Origin of the sequence: Mycetohabitans endofungorum (assembly GCF_037477895.1) — a bacterium.
GTDB lineage: Bacteria > Pseudomonadota > Gammaproteobacteria > Burkholderiales > Burkholderiaceae > Mycetohabitans.
Genome location: NZ_CP132744.1, coordinates 1,406,165 through 1,425,320, shown reverse-complemented (window position 1 = coordinate 1,425,320; position 19,156 = coordinate 1,406,165). Strand labels below are relative to the sequence as shown.

At 57.7% G+C, this 19,156-nt stretch carries 18 protein-coding genes and 4 pseudogenes; 14 read left to right on the top strand and 8 right to left on the bottom strand.

What is annotated here, in order from left to right; genetic code table 11:
• Window positions 1–191 precede the first annotated feature (191 nt).
• Together map and RA167_RS06120 are read right to left on the bottom strand one after the other, a co-directional pair.
• Window positions 192–1,019, bottom strand: coding sequence for a type I methionyl aminopeptidase (gene map / locus RA167_RS06125; RefSeq protein ID WP_076787123.1), 828 nt, complete (start codon window positions 1,017–1,019; stop codon window positions 192–194).
• Window positions 1,019–1,252 carry a ParD-like family protein gene (locus RA167_RS06120; protein ID WP_076784879.1) on the bottom strand — a complete coding sequence of 78 codons (234 nt, stop codon included), beginning with the start codon at window positions 1,250–1,252 and terminating at the stop codon, window positions 1,019–1,021. The genes map and RA167_RS06120 overlap by 1 nt, the downstream gene beginning before the upstream one ends.
• 509 nt (window positions 1,253–1,761) lie before the next feature.
• On the opposite strand from RA167_RS06120, the gene RA167_RS06115 reads away from it, so the two are divergent.
• The 7 genes from RA167_RS06115 to RA167_RS06085 all read left to right on the top strand — a co-directional run bounded on the left by RA167_RS06115 (window position 1,762) and on the right by RA167_RS06085 (window position 8,553).
• Entirely contained in the window at window positions 1,762–2,763 is a 1,002-nt protein-coding gene (locus RA167_RS06115; protein ID WP_076787121.1) for a LysR substrate-binding domain-containing protein, read from the top strand.
• A gap of 203 nt (window positions 2,764–2,966) precedes the next feature.
• Window positions 2,967–4,172, top strand: a complete 1,206-nt coding sequence (locus tag RA167_RS06110; protein ID WP_083705944.1) for an ABC transporter substrate-binding protein — start codon at window positions 2,967–2,969, stop codon at window positions 4,170–4,172.
• 12 nt (window positions 4,173–4,184) lie between these two features.
• Window positions 4,185–5,102: a branched-chain amino acid ABC transporter permease gene (locus tag RA167_RS06105; RefSeq protein ID WP_076784878.1), complete on the top strand. Its 918-nt coding sequence runs from the start codon at window positions 4,185–4,187 to the stop codon at window positions 5,100–5,102.
• 14 nt (window positions 5,103–5,116) lie between these two features.
• Entirely contained in the window at window positions 5,117–6,154 is a 1,038-nt protein-coding gene (locus RA167_RS06100; protein ID WP_237574271.1) for a branched-chain amino acid ABC transporter permease, read from the top strand.
• On the top strand, window positions 6,151–6,921 hold the full coding sequence (locus tag RA167_RS06095) for an ABC transporter ATP-binding protein (RefSeq protein WP_076784877.1): 771 nt from the start codon (window positions 6,151–6,153) through the stop codon (window positions 6,919–6,921). Before RA167_RS06100 ends, RA167_RS06095 begins: the two co-directional genes overlap by 4 nt.
• Window positions 6,918–7,634 (top strand): ABC transporter ATP-binding protein, encoded by a 717-nt coding sequence (locus RA167_RS06090; protein WP_076784876.1) that lies wholly within the window; start codon window positions 6,918–6,920, stop codon window positions 7,632–7,634. The genes RA167_RS06095 and RA167_RS06090 overlap by 4 nt, the downstream gene beginning before the upstream one ends.
• Before the next feature lie 55 nt (window positions 7,635–7,689).
• Window positions 7,690–8,553: an alpha/beta hydrolase gene (locus RA167_RS06085; protein ID WP_076784875.1), complete on the top strand. Its 864-nt coding sequence runs from the start codon at window positions 7,690–7,692 to the stop codon at window positions 8,551–8,553.
• A 92-nt stretch (window positions 8,554–8,645) separates the two neighbouring features.
• Here the strand turns inward: RA167_RS06085 and RA167_RS06080 are convergent, their stop codons facing one another.
• A complete protein-coding gene (locus RA167_RS06080) occupies window positions 8,646–9,410 on the bottom strand; it encodes an alpha/beta hydrolase (RefSeq protein ID WP_076784874.1) in 765 nt (254 codons plus the stop codon).
• Between the two features lie 27 nt (window positions 9,411–9,437).
• Window positions 9,438–9,641, bottom strand: coding sequence for a hypothetical protein (locus tag RA167_RS06075; RefSeq protein WP_076784873.1), 204 nt, complete (start codon window positions 9,639–9,641; stop codon window positions 9,438–9,440).
• Window positions 9,642–9,803: 162 nt separating this feature from the next.
• On the opposite strand from RA167_RS06075, the gene RA167_RS06070 reads away from it, so the two are divergent.
• From RA167_RS06070 to RA167_RS06055, 4 genes and pseudogenes are all read left to right on the top strand, one after another.
• Window positions 9,804–10,609, top strand: a protein-coding gene (locus RA167_RS06070) for an IS5 family transposase (RefSeq protein ID WP_139336938.1) whose coding sequence is annotated in 2 segments (ribosomal slippage) — window positions 9,804–10,134 and window positions 10,134–10,609 — 807 coding nt in all. Because the reading frame shifts where the segments join, the coding sequence is not laid out codon by codon here.
• Window positions 10,603–10,707: pseudogene (locus RA167_RS06065) on the top strand (hypothetical protein); the annotation flags it as partial. The gene RA167_RS06070 and the pseudogene RA167_RS06065, both read left to right, overlap by 7 nt.
• 231 nt (window positions 10,708–10,938) lie before the next feature.
• Window positions 10,939–11,160: a transposase gene (locus RA167_RS06060; RefSeq protein WP_237574275.1), complete on the top strand. Its 222-nt coding sequence runs from the start codon at window positions 10,939–10,941 to the stop codon at window positions 11,158–11,160.
• A 125-nt stretch (window positions 11,161–11,285) separates the two neighbouring features.
• Window positions 11,286–11,564, top strand: coding sequence for a hypothetical protein (locus RA167_RS06055; protein WP_076784872.1), 279 nt, complete (start codon window positions 11,286–11,288; stop codon window positions 11,562–11,564).
• A 172-nt stretch (window positions 11,565–11,736) separates the two neighbouring features.
• Here RA167_RS06055 and RA167_RS06050 read toward each other — a convergent pair whose 3' ends face one another.
• Window positions 11,737–12,381, bottom strand: a complete 645-nt coding sequence (locus RA167_RS06050; RefSeq protein ID WP_076784871.1) for a MarC family NAAT transporter — start codon at window positions 12,379–12,381, stop codon at window positions 11,737–11,739.
• A 325-nt stretch (window positions 12,382–12,706) separates the two neighbouring features.
• Here RA167_RS06050 and RA167_RS06045 point away from each other — a divergent pair, with 325 nt between their 5' ends.
• Together RA167_RS06045 and RA167_RS06040 are read left to right on the top strand one after the other, a co-directional pair.
• On the top strand, window positions 12,707–14,065 hold the full coding sequence (locus RA167_RS06045; protein ID WP_255710731.1) for an NTP/NDP exchange transporter: 1,359 nt from the start codon (window positions 12,707–12,709) through the stop codon (window positions 14,063–14,065).
• 206 nt (window positions 14,066–14,271) lie between these two features.
• Window positions 14,272–14,714, top strand: a pseudogene (locus RA167_RS06040) (transposase); the annotation flags it as partial.
• Between the two features lie 100 nt (window positions 14,715–14,814).
• Here RA167_RS06040 and RA167_RS06035 read toward each other — a convergent pair.
• Window positions 14,815–14,991: pseudogene (locus RA167_RS06035) on the bottom strand (helix-turn-helix domain-containing protein); the annotation flags it as partial.
• Window positions 14,992–15,242: 251 nt separating this feature from the next.
• On the opposite strand from RA167_RS06035, the gene RA167_RS06030 reads away from it, so the two are divergent.
• Window positions 15,243–16,058 carry a hypothetical protein gene (locus tag RA167_RS06030; protein ID WP_076784866.1) on the top strand — a complete coding sequence of 272 codons (816 nt, stop codon included), beginning with the start codon at window positions 15,243–15,245 and terminating at the stop codon, window positions 16,056–16,058.
• Window positions 16,059–16,144: 86 nt separating this feature from the next.
• Here RA167_RS06030 and RA167_RS06025 read toward each other — a convergent pair.
• Window positions 16,145–17,659: pseudogene (locus RA167_RS06025) on the bottom strand (SpoVR family protein); the annotation flags it as partial.
• 104 nt (window positions 17,660–17,763) lie between these two features.
• Window positions 17,764–19,032, bottom strand: a complete 1,269-nt coding sequence (locus RA167_RS06020; RefSeq protein WP_076787112.1) for a YeaH/YhbH family protein — start codon at window positions 19,030–19,032, stop codon at window positions 17,764–17,766.
• Window positions 19,033–19,156: the final 124 nt, after the last annotated feature.

Below are 19,156 nucleotides of genomic sequence, written 5' to 3'. Positions count from 1 at the left end.
CGGACGAAGACCTGGACCGGCTGGAGACGGTGCTGGCTGGTGTGGCGGTAACATCCTGATCGATACCGACGTCGGTGGCACTGGACCCAGCGGCGACGCAGGGGAAGCGAGTCGCGCCACCGATGCAACAGTCCGGCGGCGGTGCCGACCAAGCTCGTCAAAGTGCTGACGTAACGTTGGCAAGGTCAGTGTTAGGTGGGGTGGGGCACGGCATCGCACAGGCCGAACGGCTGCGGCATGGCACCATGCGCCTCGGGCCACGGTGTGAGTACCTCCGCGCCGGTCTCCGTCACCACGACCATATGTTCCCACTGCGCGGACCACGAGCCATCCTGCGTCACGACTGTCCAGCCGTCCGCCAGTTGCCGCGTGCCAGCCGACCCGGCGTTGAACATTGGCTCGATCGTAAAAATCATGCCGGGCTTCAGTTCGAGGCCGGTTCTCGGGCGTCCATAGTGGAGCACCTGCGGCTCGTCGTGATAGACGCGTCCGATCCCGTGGCCGCAATACTCACGTACGATACCGAAGCCTTCGCGTTGCCCGACGCGCTGGATCGCATGGCCGACATCGCCGAGCGTGGCGTCCGGACGCACAGCGGCAATGCCCGCCATCATCGCTTCGTACGCAGTGCACACTAGTCGCCGTGCCGCATCGTCTGGCTCGCCGACAAAGTACATGCGGCTCGTATCGCCATACCAGCCGTCCTTGATCACGGCGACGTCGATGTTCAGAATGTCGCCGTCCTGCAACGGGCGCGATGATGGAATGCCGTGGCACACCACGTGGTTCACCGACGCGCAGATCGTCTTCGGATAACTGTGATAGCCAACGTTGGCCGGCGTCGCTCGTTGCACGTTGACGATATAGTCATGGCACAGCCGGTCGAGTTCGTCGGTGCTCACGCCGGGCTTGACGTAAGGGCCGATCATCTGCAAGACGTCCGCGGCCAGCATGCCGGCACGACGGGCCATCGCAATTTCGGCGCGCGAACGGAGCGGGACTCGGGCAGCGCGCCGCATCATGCTGCCTTGCTGACGTCGTTGTCCAAGCCGGCAGTATGCCAAGGCGTGCCCGCCGCCTCGGCCTGCATTAACAGCCGGCATAGTCCGGTGTAGTCGAGCGTTGGGTTCAATTCCGCGAGCATCCCGATGCGCAGCCAATGTTCGGCCTGCGCGTTGATTGAGCGGCTCAGCGCGCCGCTTGCATAGCGCAGCGACTTGTGCATCTGTTCGGAGATTTTGACGATGCCCATCGGTGACCTGTTTGAATATATGTTTTGTATATGGTTCGTATAATACTGCACTGTCGAAACAAGTTAACCCCCCCGTAGCGGTAGCGGCGATGGCCCCGGATAGCAGGTGCGTCCGTGCTAAGGCTTGAGCTTAGCTTAGCCTCAGTCGTAGCGAACGCGCCAGTGAGACAGGCCTCGTACTCCCTGCTGCACGATTCCTTCGATCAATGCCCACTTGCATCAGCGGGGCTGACAGGTAGATGCCCGCCGGCACCCACGCAGACCGATGGATGTGTCGGAAAGGCTCGCCCAATCTAGGGGCCGGTGCACAAAAAATAATGAAAATTCAAGGCCGTTATAGTCCAAACGGTAATATCAGCCGATGGGTCGGATCGACGGCACATACTGCGGGAAGGCTCACGCTGTACGTCGATGATTGGGATCGTGCATTTCTGCGTTACGCTACGGGATCCGGACAAGGGCCGTGCCCTCACTTGGGCCGATATATGGAGGATCGACGGGACTTCACGATGAATGAAAACGTACGCCAACCCTTACCGCGCACCCATAAGCTCACGCACGTTTCACTGTCGCGCAAGCTCAAGTTGCAGCAGTTGATCCTGATTGCCAAGGTCATCGACAGTGGGTCACTGCTGCGCGCTGCCAATGAGTTGAGCATGACGCAGCCGGCGTTGACCAAGTCCATCCAGGAGTTGGAGGCATTCTTTGGCGAGGCCCTGTTCGAGCGCACGAACCGCGGCGTCGTGCCGACGGAACTGGGTCGGCTGCTAGGCCGTCGCGCTAAATCGATGATCACCGAACTGCGCTACCTAACCGATGAGGTCAATACGCTGCAAAGCGGTACAGCCGGGCACGTGATCGTCGGCACGCTGATATCAGCGTCGGCCCGGCTGCTGCCGGTGGCGATCTGCAAATTGAAGGAGCAGGCGCCGGACATGCTGGTCACGGTGCGCGAGGGGGCAACTGCGCAGTTGTTCCCGGCGCTGGCGACCGGCGACCTGGATATCGTGGTCGGCCGCCTGCCCGAGCGCGAGCTGCCGCTTGCCAATGCATTCCCGCTGCAACACGAGGTCCTGTTCGAGGAATCGATGTGCGTGGTGGTCGGTGCCAAGCATGCGGCAGGCCTGTCCGCACAACCGAGCCTTGCTGACTTAATGCACTTGCCGTGGATCGTGCCACTTGGCGATTCTCCAGTCCGCTTGCGAGCTGAACGGCTGTTCTATGACGCCGGCTTGCCGATGCCGGCTGATCGCGTCGAGTCGCTGTCAATGCTGACCAATCTCGGCCTGTTGCTCGAGCGCCCCTGCGCGGCGCTAATGCCGCGCGCCGCCGCGCGTCAGTTCGTCGATGCGGGTTTGTTGGCGGTTGTCAAGATCACCGAGGCGGCGGACTTTGGCGCCGTGGGGTTTTCGGTCCGGGCAAACAAGAAAATTAGCCCTGCATGCATGCGCTTCATCGCTTGCCTTCGTGAAAGTGCGGCCCTGGTTCATGGCGTGCTCGACGGCGGATAGATTGGTATAACGGTAGGGAATAGCGCATCCTGAAAAGGTTATTATTGTTTATGCTCAACGCCGCTTAGACTGGCTGCACTGATCTGATTCGTAGACCTGACGCGCGGCTCGGGCAGGTCGCCGCGGTGATGCGGCGCATACTGGGAGCGGGCCGCCGTGCCGTCTGCTGAATCAATATAACAGCCTTGTCAGGAGAGCCACGCATGACCGACCGAGTCGATCACTCCGCGCCGTGGTACCGCGGCGCCCGCATGCTGATTGCGCTAGCCGCTGCCGTACTGCACCCAATGCCGGTGCAAGCGGCCGAGCCGGGGCCGCTGAAAATCGGTTTCCTCGCGACATTGTCGGGCCCAGCCGGCGCGCTCGGCCAGGACCAATACGATGCATTCATGCTGGCTGTCGAGCAAAAAGGCGGCAAGCTGGGCGGTGTACCGGTCCAAGTGCTGCGCAAGGACGACCAGCTCAAACCGGATGTCGCGCTCCAGGAAGCACGACAACTGATCAATCGTGATGGGGTGAAAATCATCACCGGCGTGACGTTCTCCAACGTGATGATGGCAATCCACAAACCGGTGACCAGCGCCGGCGTGTTCCTGATCGGTTCCAATGCCGGCCCCACGCAGCTTGCTGGGCCGGGGTGCTCGCCGCTGTTTTTCTCCACCTCGTGGAACAACGACGAACTGCATGAGGCAGGGGGGCAATTGGTGCAGGACTTGGGCTATAAGCGCGTCTATGTGATGGCCCCGAATTACCAGGCGGGACGTGACGCGATCACGGGCTTCAAACGCGATTACCGCGGCACAATCGTCAATGAGGTGTACACGCAGGTTAACCAGCCTGATTACTCGGCCGAATTGGCTCAGTTGCAGGCTGCGCGTCCGGACGCCGTCTATGTGTTCTATCCGGGGGGCATGGGCGTGAACTTTGTCAAGCAGTATCGGCAGGCCGGTTTGCTGGGCAAGATCCCGTTGGTTTCGGTCTCGACGATCGATGGCACGACATTGCCGGCGCTCAAAGAAGTCGCAGTCGGCGCGATTACCGCTGCACCGTATGCGCCTGATCTGAAGAACGCCCAGAACGCGCAATTTGCCTCGTCATTCGAGTCCAAGTACGGGCGCAAGCCATCCATGTACGCGGCGCAGTCATATGATGCGGCAAACCTACTCGATGCAGCGCTGTCGGCCGTCAAGGGTAACGTGGCGGATCGCGATGCGCTACGTGCCGCACTGCGTACCGCGCGGTTTCAATCGGTGCGGGGCGCCTTCAGCCTGGAATCCAATCAATTCCCTCGTGCCGGCTTTTATCGCGTCGACGTCGTGCGCACTGCCACCGGTGCCGCGTTTGAGAGCAAGAACCCGATCGTGCCGAAGTCCCGCACGCCGATCTTGCAGCAGTGCAAAATGAACTGAACGGATGCTACGATGAACCTGACGTTGGCGATCATGCAGTGCCTCAATGGCCTGCAGCTCGGCATCCTATTGTTCCTGATGGCGGCCGGCCTCACGCTTGTGTTCGGTATTGCAAACTTTGTCAACCTGGCGCACGGCTCGCTTTACATGATAGGCGCTTTTGTCGGCGCGCTGGTGTACAACCTGACAAGTTCGTTCATGTTGGCGACGCTGGCTGTCGTTCCCGCCATGATGGTCGTGGGCATCACGCTGGAAGCGGGAATATTCCGCCGCCTCTATGCACGCAACCACCTCGATCAGGTGCTTGCCACGTTCGGGCTGATCTTGTTCTTCAATGAGCTGGCCCGCACTTTGTGGGGTCCTTCTCCCTACTATATGGAAGTGCCGCCCTCGCTGTCCGGCGCCATCGACGTATTCGGCATCAACTACCCTGCCTATCGGCTGCTCATCGTGGCCGCCGGTATTGGCATTGCCCTAGGCTGCTACGTCGTCATTCATCGCACCCGCATAGGCATGCTGATTCGTGCGGGCGCGACACATCGTGACATCGTTGCCGCACTAGGCGTCAACATGGGATTACTCAATGCGTTGTTGTTCGGCGTTGCCGCTGCGTTAGCGGGCGTTGCAGGGTTGCTTGCCGGCCCGATCTTGTCCGTGCAGTCTGGCATGGGCGAGCCCGTTCTGATCCTGACGATGGTGGTCATCGTCATCGGCGGGATCGGATCGATCCGCGGTGCTTTCTATGCGGCACTGATCGTCGGTGTGGTGGACACGCTCGGCCGTACGCTGCTGCCGGTAGCGCTGCGCGAGCTGCTGGAGCGCAGCGCCGCCGACAGCGCCGGGCCTGCGCTCGCATCGATGCTGATCTATATCCTGATGGCGGCCGTGCTCGCGTGGCGTCCACAAGGGCTTTTTCCGGTCAAATATTGAACAGGCGGATGATTATGTCGATCCCATTAGCCGCGCGCCGTACGGCGCGTTCAACATTGAGCAGCCACGAGCCAGCCGCGCGCGCGACGCTCGCCGGCAAGATGTCATGGTTGGTCATGGCCGTGCTGATCACGGTGCCGCTCTACGCACAGGCAACCCAGCAGCCGTTCTTATTGACGTTGGTCACGCGCATCGCGATTCTCGCCATCGCCGCCATGTCGCTGGATCTGATATTGGGCGTCGGCGGTCTTGTGAGTTTTGGACACGCGCTGTTCTTTGGGCTGGGCGCTTATGCCACCGGGATGCTCGTGCAACACGGCGTGAGCAGCGGTTGGCTGCATTTGCTTTGCGCGATCGCGGTCAGTGCACTGGTGGCTGTGGTGACTGGTGCCATCGCGTTGCGCACCCGCGGTATCGCATTCATCATGATTACGCTGGCATTTGCGCAGATGTTTTACTTTCTTGCGGTCGGTCTTCGCGAGTATGGGGGCGATGACGGCTTCGCGCTGGCTGCCGGCAGTCAGTTCGGCGCCGTGCAGCTGACTGATCCGCTCACGCTGTACGTCGTATCTGCATGCCTGCTGCTGGCGCTGCTCGCGTTCGGCAGACACTTCTTACACACTGCCATGGGCCTGACACTGGGTGGTATCCGGATCAATGAGTGCCGGATGCAGGCGCTTGGCATACCCACTACGCAATGCAAACGGGCTGTCTATGTCGTGGCTGCGGCATTGTCGAGCATCGCTGGCATGCTATACGCGAACCTGACCCAATTCGTGGCTCCGTCGTATCTGTCCTGGACGATGTCCGGTGACCTGATCGTGATGGTAGTGATCGGCGGCGCTGGCACGTTCATCGGCGCAGTGCTCGGCACGTTTGCGATCGTGTTGGCAGAAGAAGGGCTCAAGGCAGTGACGGAACACTGGATGCTCGTCATGGGGCCGTTGATCGTGGTGGCGGTACTCGTCAATCGCCATGGGCTGGCAGGGCTGCTCGAGTCGTTCGGCGCACGCATGGACCGCAGCCCCCGTGCGGCGGGAGAGCAGGTATGAGTTTGTTGCAAGTGACGGGATTGACCAAGCGTTATGGCGGCTTTGTCGCGACCGATCATTTCAGCATGACGATCGAGCCGGGCGAGATTCATGCAGTCATTGGGCCGAATGGAGCAGGCAAGAGCACGCTGATCGCGCAACTGGCCGGCGAGTTGCGCCCGGACGCGGGCACGATCAAGTTTGACGGCCGCGATGTGACATCGGCAAGCATCAGTCAACGGGCGCGGCTCGGCTTAACACGCTCATACCAGATCACGTCTGTGCTCCCGGACTATACCGCACTGCAGAATGTCATGCTCGCAGTCAATGCGCTCGGGCCGCGGCGCTTCAGCTGCTCTGGCGCGCTCGCGCGCCAGAGCCGCGTGCGCGAGCCCGCATTGGAGCTGCTCGAGCGTGTCGGGTTGGCGCAGCGCGCGCACGTGAGCGCGGCGCAGATGGCGCATGGTGAGCACCGCCAGTTGGAGCTAGCGATGGCGCTCGCCGGCCGGCCCAAGCTGCTGTTGCTCGATGAGCCCATGGCAGGCATGAGCCAGGCCGAGTCAGAGAACATGACGGCACAGCTGCACGAACTCAAAGGTCGTCATGCGATGTTGCTGGTGGAACACGATATGGACGCGGTCTTTGCACTGGCCGACAGGATCACTGTATTGGTCTATGGCAAGCCGATCGCTACGGGGCGTGCTGACGAGATCCGCATTGATCCCCGCGTACGCGAAGCTTACCTCGGTGATGACACGGCACCGCAAGGCAAAAGGGAACACGTATGACGGGCCAATTACTCGAAGTCGAATCGCTGGTAGCGTTTTATGGCCGTAGCCAAGCGTTGTTCGGCGTTGATCTGAGGGTCAACGATGGCCAATTCGTGACACTACTGGGTCGTAACGGGATGGGCAAGTCCACCACAGTCAAGTCGATCACCGGTTTGCTGCACAATTGCACGGGTGTCGTCCGGCTTGGTGGCAAGCCGGTGCATTCAAGTGCGTCCTATCGGATCGCGCGGGCCGGCATCGGTCTTGTGCCTGAGGGCCGACACGTCTTCCCGACCTTGACGGTGCACGAGAATCTTGTCGCGACAGCACGCGCCGGCCATCCGTGGCAAGGGGGGCCGTGGACGCTGGAGCGTGTTTACCAGCTGTTTCCAAGGCTCAAGGAACGCGAGCGTCATCTCGCTTCAAACCTGTCCGGCGGGGAGCAACAGATGCTTGCCATCGGCCGTGCGTTGCTCACCAATCCGCGCCTGCTGATCCTGGACGAAGCGACAGAAGGGCTGGCGCCGTTGGTCCGCGAGGAAATCTGGCGATGCCTTGCTGAACTGAAGCGGACCGGATTAGCGATCCTTTGCATCGACAAGAACCTCGCGTCGCAACTGGCGATTGCAGACCATCACTACCTGATGTCCAAAGGGCGCGTGGTCTGGCACGGCGACTCAGCACAGCTGCGGGCGCAGGCGGACAAGTTGAGCGCGCACCTAAGCATCTAGCGACGCGGCAGCCGGTGCAGCGTATCATGCGTTTCGAACTGACAGCGGGAATATCATGCCGTTTGACTTGACGTTTTCCGACCTCGCCGAGCGCGCTGTTCAGTACAATGCTCGCGCGTCCGTGGCCGACTTCGATGCGCAAATGCGCCTATACGCGCAGCTAGCCGAACGGTCACGGCAAGCCTGCCCGGCGATACTCGACCAACGCTATGGCATGGGGCAGGCCGAGCGCATCGATATCTTTCCGGCCGTCGCGGCCAGCCAGCCCGCGCCGCTCTTCGTCTACGTCCACGGTGGATACTGGCGTTCACAGCGCAAGGAAGACGCATGTTCGATGGCGCAAGCGCTGACGAACCACGGCGTGGCAGTGGCGATGGTTGAATACACACTGTTGCCTGAAGCGACGCTTGCCGAAGTCGTTCGCGAAGTGCGCAGCGCGGTCGCATGGTTGTATCGCCATGGCGGAATATATGGCATCGATGTTCAGCGGATCATCGTCTGCGGTAGCTCGGCGGGAGCGCATCTGGCCGGCATGCTGTATGGTGACGACTGGCAACGTGCGTTCGAGGTTCCGTCCGACGTCATCAAGGGGATCGTCGGCCTGAGCGGACTCTACGATATCCGGCCGTTATGCGACATCGACGTCAATGAATGGCTACGGCTCCATCCGGAGCAAGCGGCGTTGCTTAGCCCGGCGTTGCGGTTGCCGCACGACGGACCGCCGGTGGTATTGGCGGTCGGAGGCCTGGAGACAGCCGGCTTCAAGCACCAGACCTATCATTTTCATGAGCTGCTGGTCGCAAAAGGATTGCCAGTACGACTAGTACAGCAGCCGGATCGCAATCATTTTAACCTTGTCAACGAGCTTGCCGATCCGTTCAGCGAACTGTTCCGCGCTACGCTAGCGCTGCTGCAGTAGAGCGGGGCGGTTGCCGCCGATGATGCGTCATGCCGCGCCGGCAGAACGCGACATGACGCAACCGGATACCGCGTCTACCAGCTGTCCTGTTCTTACAACCGACGCAGTTGCTCCGAGAAAAACGAGCGGGTACGTTCGGCGATGACTTCTTTGTCAAAGTCGATGGTCGCGACGTGGAAAGAATTTTGAAGCACTAACAGCCGTCGGTCCGTCGAACTAATGCCATTCAGGATGATCTGCCCGTTCGCTGGCGGTACGACATGATCTTCCGGGGAAACCATGACCAGAGTCGGACAGACGATTTTTGGCAGCAGATCTCGTGTCACGTTCATCAAGCCGTAGATTTCCTTGATCGTGGATACCGGGATTTCGTGGTATGCCACCTCAGTAACATTCGGATCCTTGACGTCATTGCCTACACCGACAAGGTAGTCCGGCGCATCTTTTTTGTATGCCAGCTCAGCCAGCGTGTGGGTTCCGAAATAAAGGCACGCGTTGATCGGCACGGCGGCCTTGATTTGCTGAGCGTACTGTGCGGCCATGTACAAGGTGAGGCAACCGCCCATTGACAGTCCCGCCATGAAAATCGTCGTACACCGCTTGGAGAGCAGCTGCAGCCCGTCTTCCAGCGAGCGGATCCAGTCGGTCGCCGTGGTTTCAGCCATCGCGGCAGGCGAGTCGCCATGCCCTTTGAGCCGGGGCGCGTGGACCGTCCAGCCTTCCTTGTTGTGCAGATACTCGCCCAGATACCGCATTCCCGACGTCGTGCCGGTGTAGCCGTGTGACAGCAGCACACCCACTTCATTTCCTTCCAGTAGGAAGGGCTGCCCGTTTTCTCGATAGATTTCCGGCGTCATGATTTTCGTGCTCCTGTATTGATTGTGTTACTTATTTTTAAGGCCATAAACGATGGCGGCAAAGGCGATGGTTACCCTCTGAACAATGAGTTTACCGGGCTCCTCGACACCCATTACGGTGAGCTGCGGAAAGAGCAGGGCAAGCGCCATTGTCAGCAGCACGTTGAAAATGGCTCTTCCACACTTTGTGTGAACCTGCAGGTGACAATGACGATCAAGCCAGTATTGCATCACTCGGATAATCGGCGTGAATTTTTCTTTCCTTCAACGCCTGTTGCCCGCTTCCGGCATGCGCATTGTCGGGTGGGAGATGATCGGCCATCGGCTCATCATTGCACTAAGAGTCGCTAACGCAACCTGGACGTCAGGCCGTAAGGCGCGTATTCTAAGGTCATGGCAAGACGCAAAATCAGCAATGAATTATGGGCGGTGCTGGAGCCGTTGATTCCAGCGTTCACGCCCTCACCCAAAGGCGGGCGTCGGCGCACTGTTGACGACCGGGCGGCATTGAACGGTATTCTGTATGTCCTGCATACAGGCGTTCCATGGGAAGACTTGCCGCAGGAGCTTGGCTTTGGCAGCGGCATGACATGCTGGCGCCGATTGCGCGACTGGCAGGCCGCAGGCGTGTGGAGCAGGCTGCATCTGGCCATGCTTTGCCGGTTGCGTGAACATGACCAGATTGATTGGGAGCGAGCGAGCCTGGATGCGGCCAGCGTTGCCAGCCCCCGGGGGGCCAGGAAACCGGCCCCAACCCGACGAACCGTGGCAAACTCGGGAGCAAACGGCATCTGGTCGTAGATGCCCGAGGCGTTCCCTTGGCGATCACAGTCACGGGTGCCAACCGGCATGATTCGATGGCCTTCGAGCGCACCCTCGATACCCTCCCAGCCGTGCCGGGCTTGAGCGGTTTGCCGCGCAAACGCCCGGGCACACTGCATGCGGACAAGGGCTACGACTTTGCCCGCTGCCGACGCTATCTGAAGCAACGCGCAATCACTGCACGCATCGCCCGTCGAGGCGTAGAAAAGCGCGAGCGGCTCGGACGGCATCGCTGGGTAGTTGAGCGCACGCACGCCTGGTTTGCCGGTTTTGGTAAGCTGCGCATCCGCTTTGAGCGGCGTCTGGACATTCATATCGCCTTGCTCCGCTTGGCTGCTGCCGTTATCTGTTCGCGCTTCGTGGACGACTTGTGTTAGCGACTCTAAAACATCAAGGGCTCGTTGCGCACTGCACGGCGTGTGGAGCGACCAGTTCCCGGATACACGGAGGGTACCGGCGACGCGTTGAAGACCTGCCGTGTAGCGGCCATCGCGTCACGCTGGAAATCCAGGTGCGGCGCTTTCGTTGCGATAACACAATGTGCCGCCGGCAAACATTCGCCCAATGCCCAGCGCAATTCGGCCCACGTCAGCAGCGTCGCACAGCCCGAGCACAGACGGCGCTGTGGCATGTGGGCTTGGCGCTCAGTGGCGCCGCAGGCGCGCGCCTGGCGCAGCGGCTGGGCATCTCGATCAGCGGAGAAACGATGCTTCGTTTGCTCAAACGCAACGGCCAAAAGCACGTCGCGACGACATCCAACCCTGCCATAGTTGGCGTCGATGACTGGGCATTCAAGCGCGGTCATCGCTATGGCACCCTACTGGTCGACATCGAGCAACGGCGCCCATTGGACCGGTTGCCCGATCGTGATGCGACATCGGTGGCGAACTGGCCGTCAAAAGGGGCGAGGCCTGCGGCATTACGGTAGGGGGCAACTCGCTGCGCGAGCACTTCGAGGCCACGAACCATCGCGACGCTATTCTCTACGTTGAGGAGATCGTCGCGAGGAACGAGGCGCTGTCCGAATGGCAGATCCGTAACATTCACAGCCTCGTGCTGAAAGGGATCGATGACAAAGAGGCCGGTCGGTATCGCCATGAGAACGTGGTGATCGCGGGCGCTAGCACAACGCCGCTGGACATTCTGCATCTGCCGACCGGATTGCTGTTGAACTTCGAGTTGCTGAAGTCTGGCTATCCAACTGCCGTTATCCGTAAGGAGGATCGCCTTGCCAGGGTGCTCTCGACGCATACCTCGATGTGCTCGGTCTGCGTGAGGGTCAACGGCCCGACGAATTGCACCAATGAAGAAGGGGAAGCTGGGGTGAACTGAATGGTCGGCTACGACCTGGAAATTGTTCAAGTTGTAGCCTGACCACCCCACGGAAAATGCACGGAGTGGCGCCGCAGCATCGGCATGCGGCGTGCTGTAGCCGTTGGGAGCGCGCTGGTTTCGCGAAGCTGGCGGCATGTTCGGCATAATTAATGCGGCAGGACCTTAATGGTCATTTTGGCGCCATGAAGGCCCCGTGTAGCCCATTTAAGCCAAACTGAACCCCCATACAGACCAGCATGAAACCCATTACTCGGGAAATAGCATCGGTGCCAGACCTTCCCAACAAATGAAGCACCCGTGATGCGCTGCGCAAAGTCATCCACAGAATCAACGTAAGCGCAATATCGACGGTTAGCACGACGAGATGATCGATCAGACTATAACCACCCGTTCGGTGGATTGCTGAAGCATCGCTAACAATCATCGCGATTGCGCCTGGGCCAACGGTCACGGGCAAGGTGAGTGGAATAAAAGCCACATTTGCTGGAGGCGTTGATGCTATTTTCTTTTGTGTTTCAATCTCGTGATACTTTGGGAAGAGCATTCCAAAACCAATATAGGTAACAATCATCCCTCCCGCGACACGCATTCCCGGAACTGAAATGCCAAACGCATTCATAATGGCACTGCCTGCGTAAAAACAAGCTAGTAGAGATATCAGTACATAAAATGCGGTCAAATTAATCTGTTGATTGCGCTGCGTAGGGCTCATGTGAGCACTCAATCCGAGAAATACGCTAGCGCTGGTAATTGGGTTGATGATTGGTAAAAGCGTTATCAATCCAATTCCAACATAATTCAGATAGTCACTCATAATGTTGAACTCCTTTTCCGTGCGTAGCTCATGCCATTGGTTCCAGGTTGTGGACCGCCTAACAGTTTCCTCGCATATTCCGCGCCTGCTTTCAGAAGCATTGGCTGTGCCACCGGCAATAGTGTCAGCTATGCTGCTCAGTCTGTGTCATATCGCAGCACGCCAAATCCTTTACAGGAACGGCCGCTACGCTATGCAAATGGTGATTCAGCCACCAAGATGAATGCTGTGATGCAGCTTACAAGGCACTAGTTTAGCGTAGGGCAGTACATGCGTAGAGCTGGTAAGGACAACAGTGCGACGTGACTATTTTAAACTACTTAGTATGATAAGCACCAGTCGTGAACAATGGTGCATGCGGTTCAAGTTGCGTCCCGATGAAGTTCGACCGTTGCTTTGGAGTGCGCTAGGTCTTTTCTGGTTATCGTTAGCCTATTACCTAATCCGGCCTATCCGTGACACGATGGGTGCCGTGAGCGGCGTGCAAAAACTGACGTGGTTATTCAGCGCTACATTGTTGTGCATGCTGCTTATTTCATTTTTATTTTCAAAATTATTAAACAAAGTTCCTTTGCAGCGTGCAGTTTCGATCAGTTATCGAGTTTGCGTCGCGATCCTTGTAATTTTTGCAATTATAATGCGATCTTCTGTGCCAGAACAGGCATTTTGGATGGAGGATGTGTTTTTCATTTGGGTTTCTGCCTATAGCGTTTTTGCGATGACCCTGTATTGGATGATGACTATCGACAAGTTCAGCAAAGAGCAAGGCGGACGACTTTTTGGAATGGTGTCAGCCGGCGCGAATTTGGGTGCGCTGGCAGGCTCAGGTGTGAGTACTGCGCTGTCAGGCCTGCTTGGTCCAGGGTGGACATTGGCAATTGCAGCAATTTTACTCGAATTAGCGGCTCGCAGTACACTGCATCTTACATCAACGTCAACGGAACTAGATAAGAAACGTAGGAGGATAGTTTATCTGGGTAAGAGGAAGCATGCCGGCAGCATGACGAGCGGAGTCCAACAGGATGATAATAAAAATATAAACAGCCTTACAAAAATACTTCGCATTGTTCCAGCCCTACGGTCTTCCCACGTTGCGGGCCTATGCGTCTATGTTGTCCTCTTGTCGCTAACGTCAACAGCATTGTATTTTCATCAAGCTATAATAATACAAGGTCTAGATATTGATAATAAAGAACGTATTAAATTATTTTCATCGATTGACCTTGCCGTCAACGCTGTCACAATAATAATCCAATTGTTTTTAACTGGTCGCGTAATTCGTTCTTTGGGGATTTCCATTGCCCTTGCAATGGCGCCAGCAACAAGCGCCATAGGCTTTGGCATGCTTGCCTGGAAGCAGACAGTCGCAACCCTCATTGCATTTAGAGTAATTTCTCGTATCATAAATTTTTCAATTACCAAACCCGTTCAGGAAACACTATTTGCAGCTATAGACGAAAAAATAAGATATAAGATCAAGAGTTTTATTGATACAGTAGCTTATCGCTCAGGCGACCAATTGGGTGCTTGGGCCTATGCCGGTATGGGGATGCTAGGCTTATCCATAAGCGCAATTTCTTTTGTGATGGTACCATTGTCAATATTTTGGCTGCTTAACGGGGTTAGGTTAGGGCACCAATACGCGAGACTGGCAGCGGCACAACCGGATTCGGATTCTTCATAATGGCGTTTAGCGCCACGGCTTGAATTTGCCGTCCACTACATTCCACGTACACCAACAACGTGCGTTGCGGCGCCCGGTCCTCAACTCCTTGGCCAGCCGAATGCCGTAGCATTCCCACAGCTTCTCGCAGGCCAGCGTTGACCTGCCCCCTGCAAGCAGGGCCAGCCAGAACCTAGTAAAGTTCGTTTTCGGAGAAGAAGACGAACATGAAGAAGCGCTTTACGGAAGAACAGATCATCGGGTTTCTGAAGGAAGCCGAGGCCGGCAGGCCGGTCAAAGAGTTGTGCAGGCAGCACGGGTTCAGTGACGCGTCGTTCTACACGTGGCGCGCGAAGTTTGGCGGCATGCAGGTGTCGGAAGCACGCCGGCTCAAGGAACTGGAAACCGAGAACGCGCGGCTGAAGAAGCTGCTGGCCGAGGCGATGCTCGATATGCAAGCGTTGAAGGTTGTCGTCAAGGGAAAGCCCTGAGCCCGCAAGCCAAGCGCGAAGCAGTGGCGGCGATTCGGGAGAAGGTAAACATCTCGGAGCGCCGCGCCTGCCGGCTTGTCGGGCTTTCTCGCAGCGTGTTGCATTACGAGGCGAAGCTGGACCACGACAATGATGCGCTGAAGGCGCGTCTGGTGGAACTGGCGCACGAGCGTCGGCGGGTTTGCGGCGAAACACCGGGCAACAGCGGATGCTCCTGCCGCTTTCCAGGAGCTGGTATAAAAGGACTTTGCTAGAAGCCCGTTGGCCCTACTGAAGGGGGCAGGTCAGCGTCGGCCCAAAATCGGCATAGCGCTCGCGGATGATCGAGCGCGTGCGCTCGGCTGTTCCGGCATCCAGCCGGTTGTTGCTCGGTTTCGACCGCCGTCGCGACACGAGACCTTGCGGTCCGTGTTCGCGTAGTCGTTCGACCAGACGACGAATCTGTCGGCTCGTCAACATCTGAACTTAGCCAAAAGCGGACATTACAACTTAGCCGCTACATCCCTAAGATGCGATAATTCACGTTATGTAAAATATGGCATTATGTTGTTTAGCCTGGCCTCTGACGGTTGTCATGGACTAACTGGACCAGCAAAGCAAACAGCTGTTCGTAAATCCCTCCAACACTTCGTTTTTCTGCGCTTGGTTATCAAAAAGTGCGTATCGTCAACGTTATACGTTATACAGGCCTGCCCTTGGGAGGAAAAATGCGTATCAGTGACTTGCTGAATTCGGGGAGTGTCCCACCATGCGCTCACGAAGAAAAACAGAAAGGCGCCGACGTACAGCCTAGCAACTTACAGTCCCATGCGCGGCTAGACACGCTTGGAGGTCAAGACGGCCGCGTTACCAAAAGAAAGAAAAGCGCTGACTCCACTCGGTCCGCCATTAAGCAGTCGGGTCGATTTGCGCTGAAATCGTCGAGTCAGAACGGCGCGTTGGTGCTATCAAACAAAATCAGTGGTTTCGGCGTGGCTGCCCAGGAAACGCGTACCGGCTCGAATTCAGGGAACGTTGGTACCGGCACGAGCGCAACAAGCGTTAGTACTGGCACGACCGAACGAACCACTAAGCGCGCGTCCGATAAGAATCACACTGAAGACCCGACCATGTGGCTGGCCGCTAAAATTGCGACTGCAGAAGTCAGTACGGGAGGGCCCACTTTTTCGATGCTGGACTTCAGGCCGAAGCAGCCTCTCACAAGGTCTAAAGAATTGATCGGTACATTTCTTCAGCTTTGTTCCGACCCCAAGGCAGCGAAGTACGCAAGCCACTTGCGCCATTTTGTGAAATGGGCTGCAGAAGAGCCAGGCCGAGGAACGCTGGATGATGTAATAAATTCCGAGTTGACGCCGAAGAATCAGCCTACTATCAACGCTTGGCGGAAGGATCCACACAACCCTTACGCCCGCGAAGGTTACGCCGCATTTAATGCCTTACGGGCAACGTACGGTAAAACGGTCGACCCACACAATAAGCCGTTACCACGCTATGATACGTTGATGAACCTTAATGACGCTTAGAAAGCGACTTCCCTGCCGGGGATTTGTTGCTAGCCGTTGAAACTGCTGCAGCCGCACGCCGATTCGCGCAGCGATGCCGCCCGACCCTAGACCCGCACCGCTGGCGCGACGTAAGGACATTCGTAGCGCCGGCGCACCGTGCCGTTCTCGTCGACACTTTCCAGGTGCACGTTAAACTGCCACAGCCGCGCCATGTGTTTGAGCACCTCTTCGGTGTCGCTGCCCAGATGTCGATGGTCGGTCATGAAGTGACGCAGCGTGAGACTGCGATCACCTCGTGTATTCACTGACCATACTTGGATATTTGGCTCACGGTGATGGATATCATACTGGCGCGACAGCGCCTGCCGGACGTATTGGTAGCCGCTTTCGTCATGGATCGCGGAGACTTCCAGAGCCTCTTTCGAATCGTCGTCTAGGATCGAGAACAGCCGCATGTCCCGGATCAATGACGGCGACAAATATTGGGCAACGAAGCTTTCATCTTTGAAGTTGCGCATCGCATAGTCGAGTGCCTCGAGCCACGAGCTGCCCGCCAAGTCGGGAAACCAGCGCCGGTCTTCGTCGGTTGGCTGCTCACAGATGCGGCGAATGTCCGTCATCATCGAAAACCCCAGCGCATACGGGTTGATCCCGCTGTAATACGGTTTGGTCACCGGTGGCTGGTAGACGACATTGCTGTGCGAATGCAGAAATTCGAGCATGAAGCCGTCAGCCAGCTTGCCTTCGTTGTACAGCGTATTGAGCAGTGTGTAGTGCCAGAAGCAGGCCCACCCTTCATTCATCACCTGGGTTTGCCGTTGCGGATAGAAGTACTGCCCGATCTTGCGCACGATTCGTATGACTTCGCGTTCCCATGGCTCCAATAGCGGGGCATTCTTTTCGGCGAAATACAACAGGTTTTCCTGCGGCTCGGGCGGATAGCGGGTTTCATCCGCGTCGTCCACGGTTTCGGGCTTGGAGCGCGCTGGCAGTGTGCGCCATAATTCGTTGACTTGCGTCTGCAAATACGCCTCGCGCTCGCGTTGCCGCTCCAGTTCCCGCTGTAGCGACAACTTTTGAGGACGCTTATAGCGGTCCACGCCGTAGTTCATCAGCGCATGGCATGAATCGAGCAACTCCTCGACGCGGTCCAGGCCGTAGCGCTCCTCGCATTCGGCAATGTAGTGCTTGGCATAGACCAGGTAGTCGATGATCGCGTGAGCGTCGGTCCACAGCCGAAATAGATAATTGCCTTTAAAAAACGAGTTGTGGCCGTAGGCCGCATGCGCGATCACCAGTGCTTGCATCGTCATCGTGTTTTCTTCCATCAGATAGGCGATGCAGGGATTCGAATTGATGACGATTTCGTATGCTAGTCCCATCTGGCCGCGCCGGTAGCTTTTCTCGGTCGCAAGAAAGTGCTTGCCGAAAGACCAGTGCCGGTAATTGACCGGCATGCCGACCGACGCATACGCGTCCATCATCTGCTCGGCGCTGATCAATTCCAGCTGGATCGGATAGGTGTCAAGTTTATAGTGCTCTGCCACGCGCGCAATTTCAGCGTCATAGCGTTCAATTAGCTCGAAGGTCCAGTCCGACGGACTCGGCAATGGCCGGCGACCATTGCCATGGTCGCTCGGTCGTATGCGGGTATCCCCGCTAGCATCGTCACCGAGCATCGCGACACGTTCCTCGCTCGGCTGGCGAGATTTTGGGTTGGAGTTCATGCGGCCACCTGTTTTTCGAACAATTCGCGAAACACTGGATAGATGTCCGCCGCGTCATCGACCTTTTTCATCGTGAAATGAGGTACTGCGTCAGCCAGCTGGCTGTATTCGAACCATAGGTTCTGCACTTCCTGGGCTACCTGGATATACGCAAAGTACCGCGTTTTTGGCAGGATGTCGTTTTCCAGCAGCTTACGGCATTTTGGCGAATCGTCCGTCCAATTGTCGCCATCGGATGCCTGTGCGCCATAAATATTCCATTCTGTCGGCGAATAGCGCTCGTCAATGATCTTCTTCATTAGCTCCAACGCACTGGAGACCACGGTGCCACCGCTTTCGGTCGAGTGAAAAAAAGTATCCTCGTTGACCTCTTCCGCACGCGTGTGGTGCCGGATGAACACCACCTCGATCTTTTCATAGTTACGCGTCAGAAACAGGTATAGCAGGATGAAGAAGCGCTTGGCCAAGTCCTTGCGCTGTTCGTCCATCGAACCGGAAACGTCCATCAAGCAAAACATGACTGCCTGGCTGGATGGAGTGGGTTGCTTGACGCGATTCACGTAGCGCAGGTCGAATGGGTCAATGAACGGTATCCGCCAGATGCGTCCCTTCAGGTGATGGATTTCATCCTCGAGCCGTTTGATCTCGGCCCGGCGATCGCCCGGGTCGTCCTTCAACTCGTCCAGTTGCGCCTCGAGTTCGCGCAGCTGGTTGACCAACGGCGCACCAAGCGCGATGCGCCGACTCAGCGCACTGCGCAATGAGCGCACGACGTCGATGTTGTTCGGCGTGCCTTCGGCCGCCCAGCCGGCACGCTGGTTCTTCCAACTTGGCACCGCCATCAGGTGTGTCTTAACCAATCGTGGCAGTTCCAGGTCGTCGAAGAAATACTGCATGAATTCCTCGCGAGACAACTCGAACACGAAGTCGTCCTGCCCCTCGCCTTCGTTGCTCGCCTGTCCTCCGCTCCCACTCCCCCCACCGCCGGGCGGGCGCGGAATTTTGTCGCCTTTCACGTAGTCCGCGTTGCCTGGATGGACGATTTCGCGCCGCCCGCCCGGTGCATGATGGAACATCGGCTCGCCGATATCCTTCTTCGGAATCGTGATGCTCTTCGTACTCTGGATGTCCTTGATGCTGCGGTCGCGCACGGCCTCGGACACCGCTTCGCGGATATAGTGCTTGACCCGTCGCAAGAAGCGTTCGCGATTCGCAATACTCTTATTCTTGCCGGCAAGTCTGCGGTCGATGATCTGATGAAGCACGTTGCCGTCCCCCGCTGTCGTGAAAGGCGCGACCCGCGCACGCGGCGCGGCGACGCGCGCGGTGATGTTCGCCGCCGCGCCGGCACCGCCCCGGTACACAAGACGCCGCGTTGCTTATGGCGCC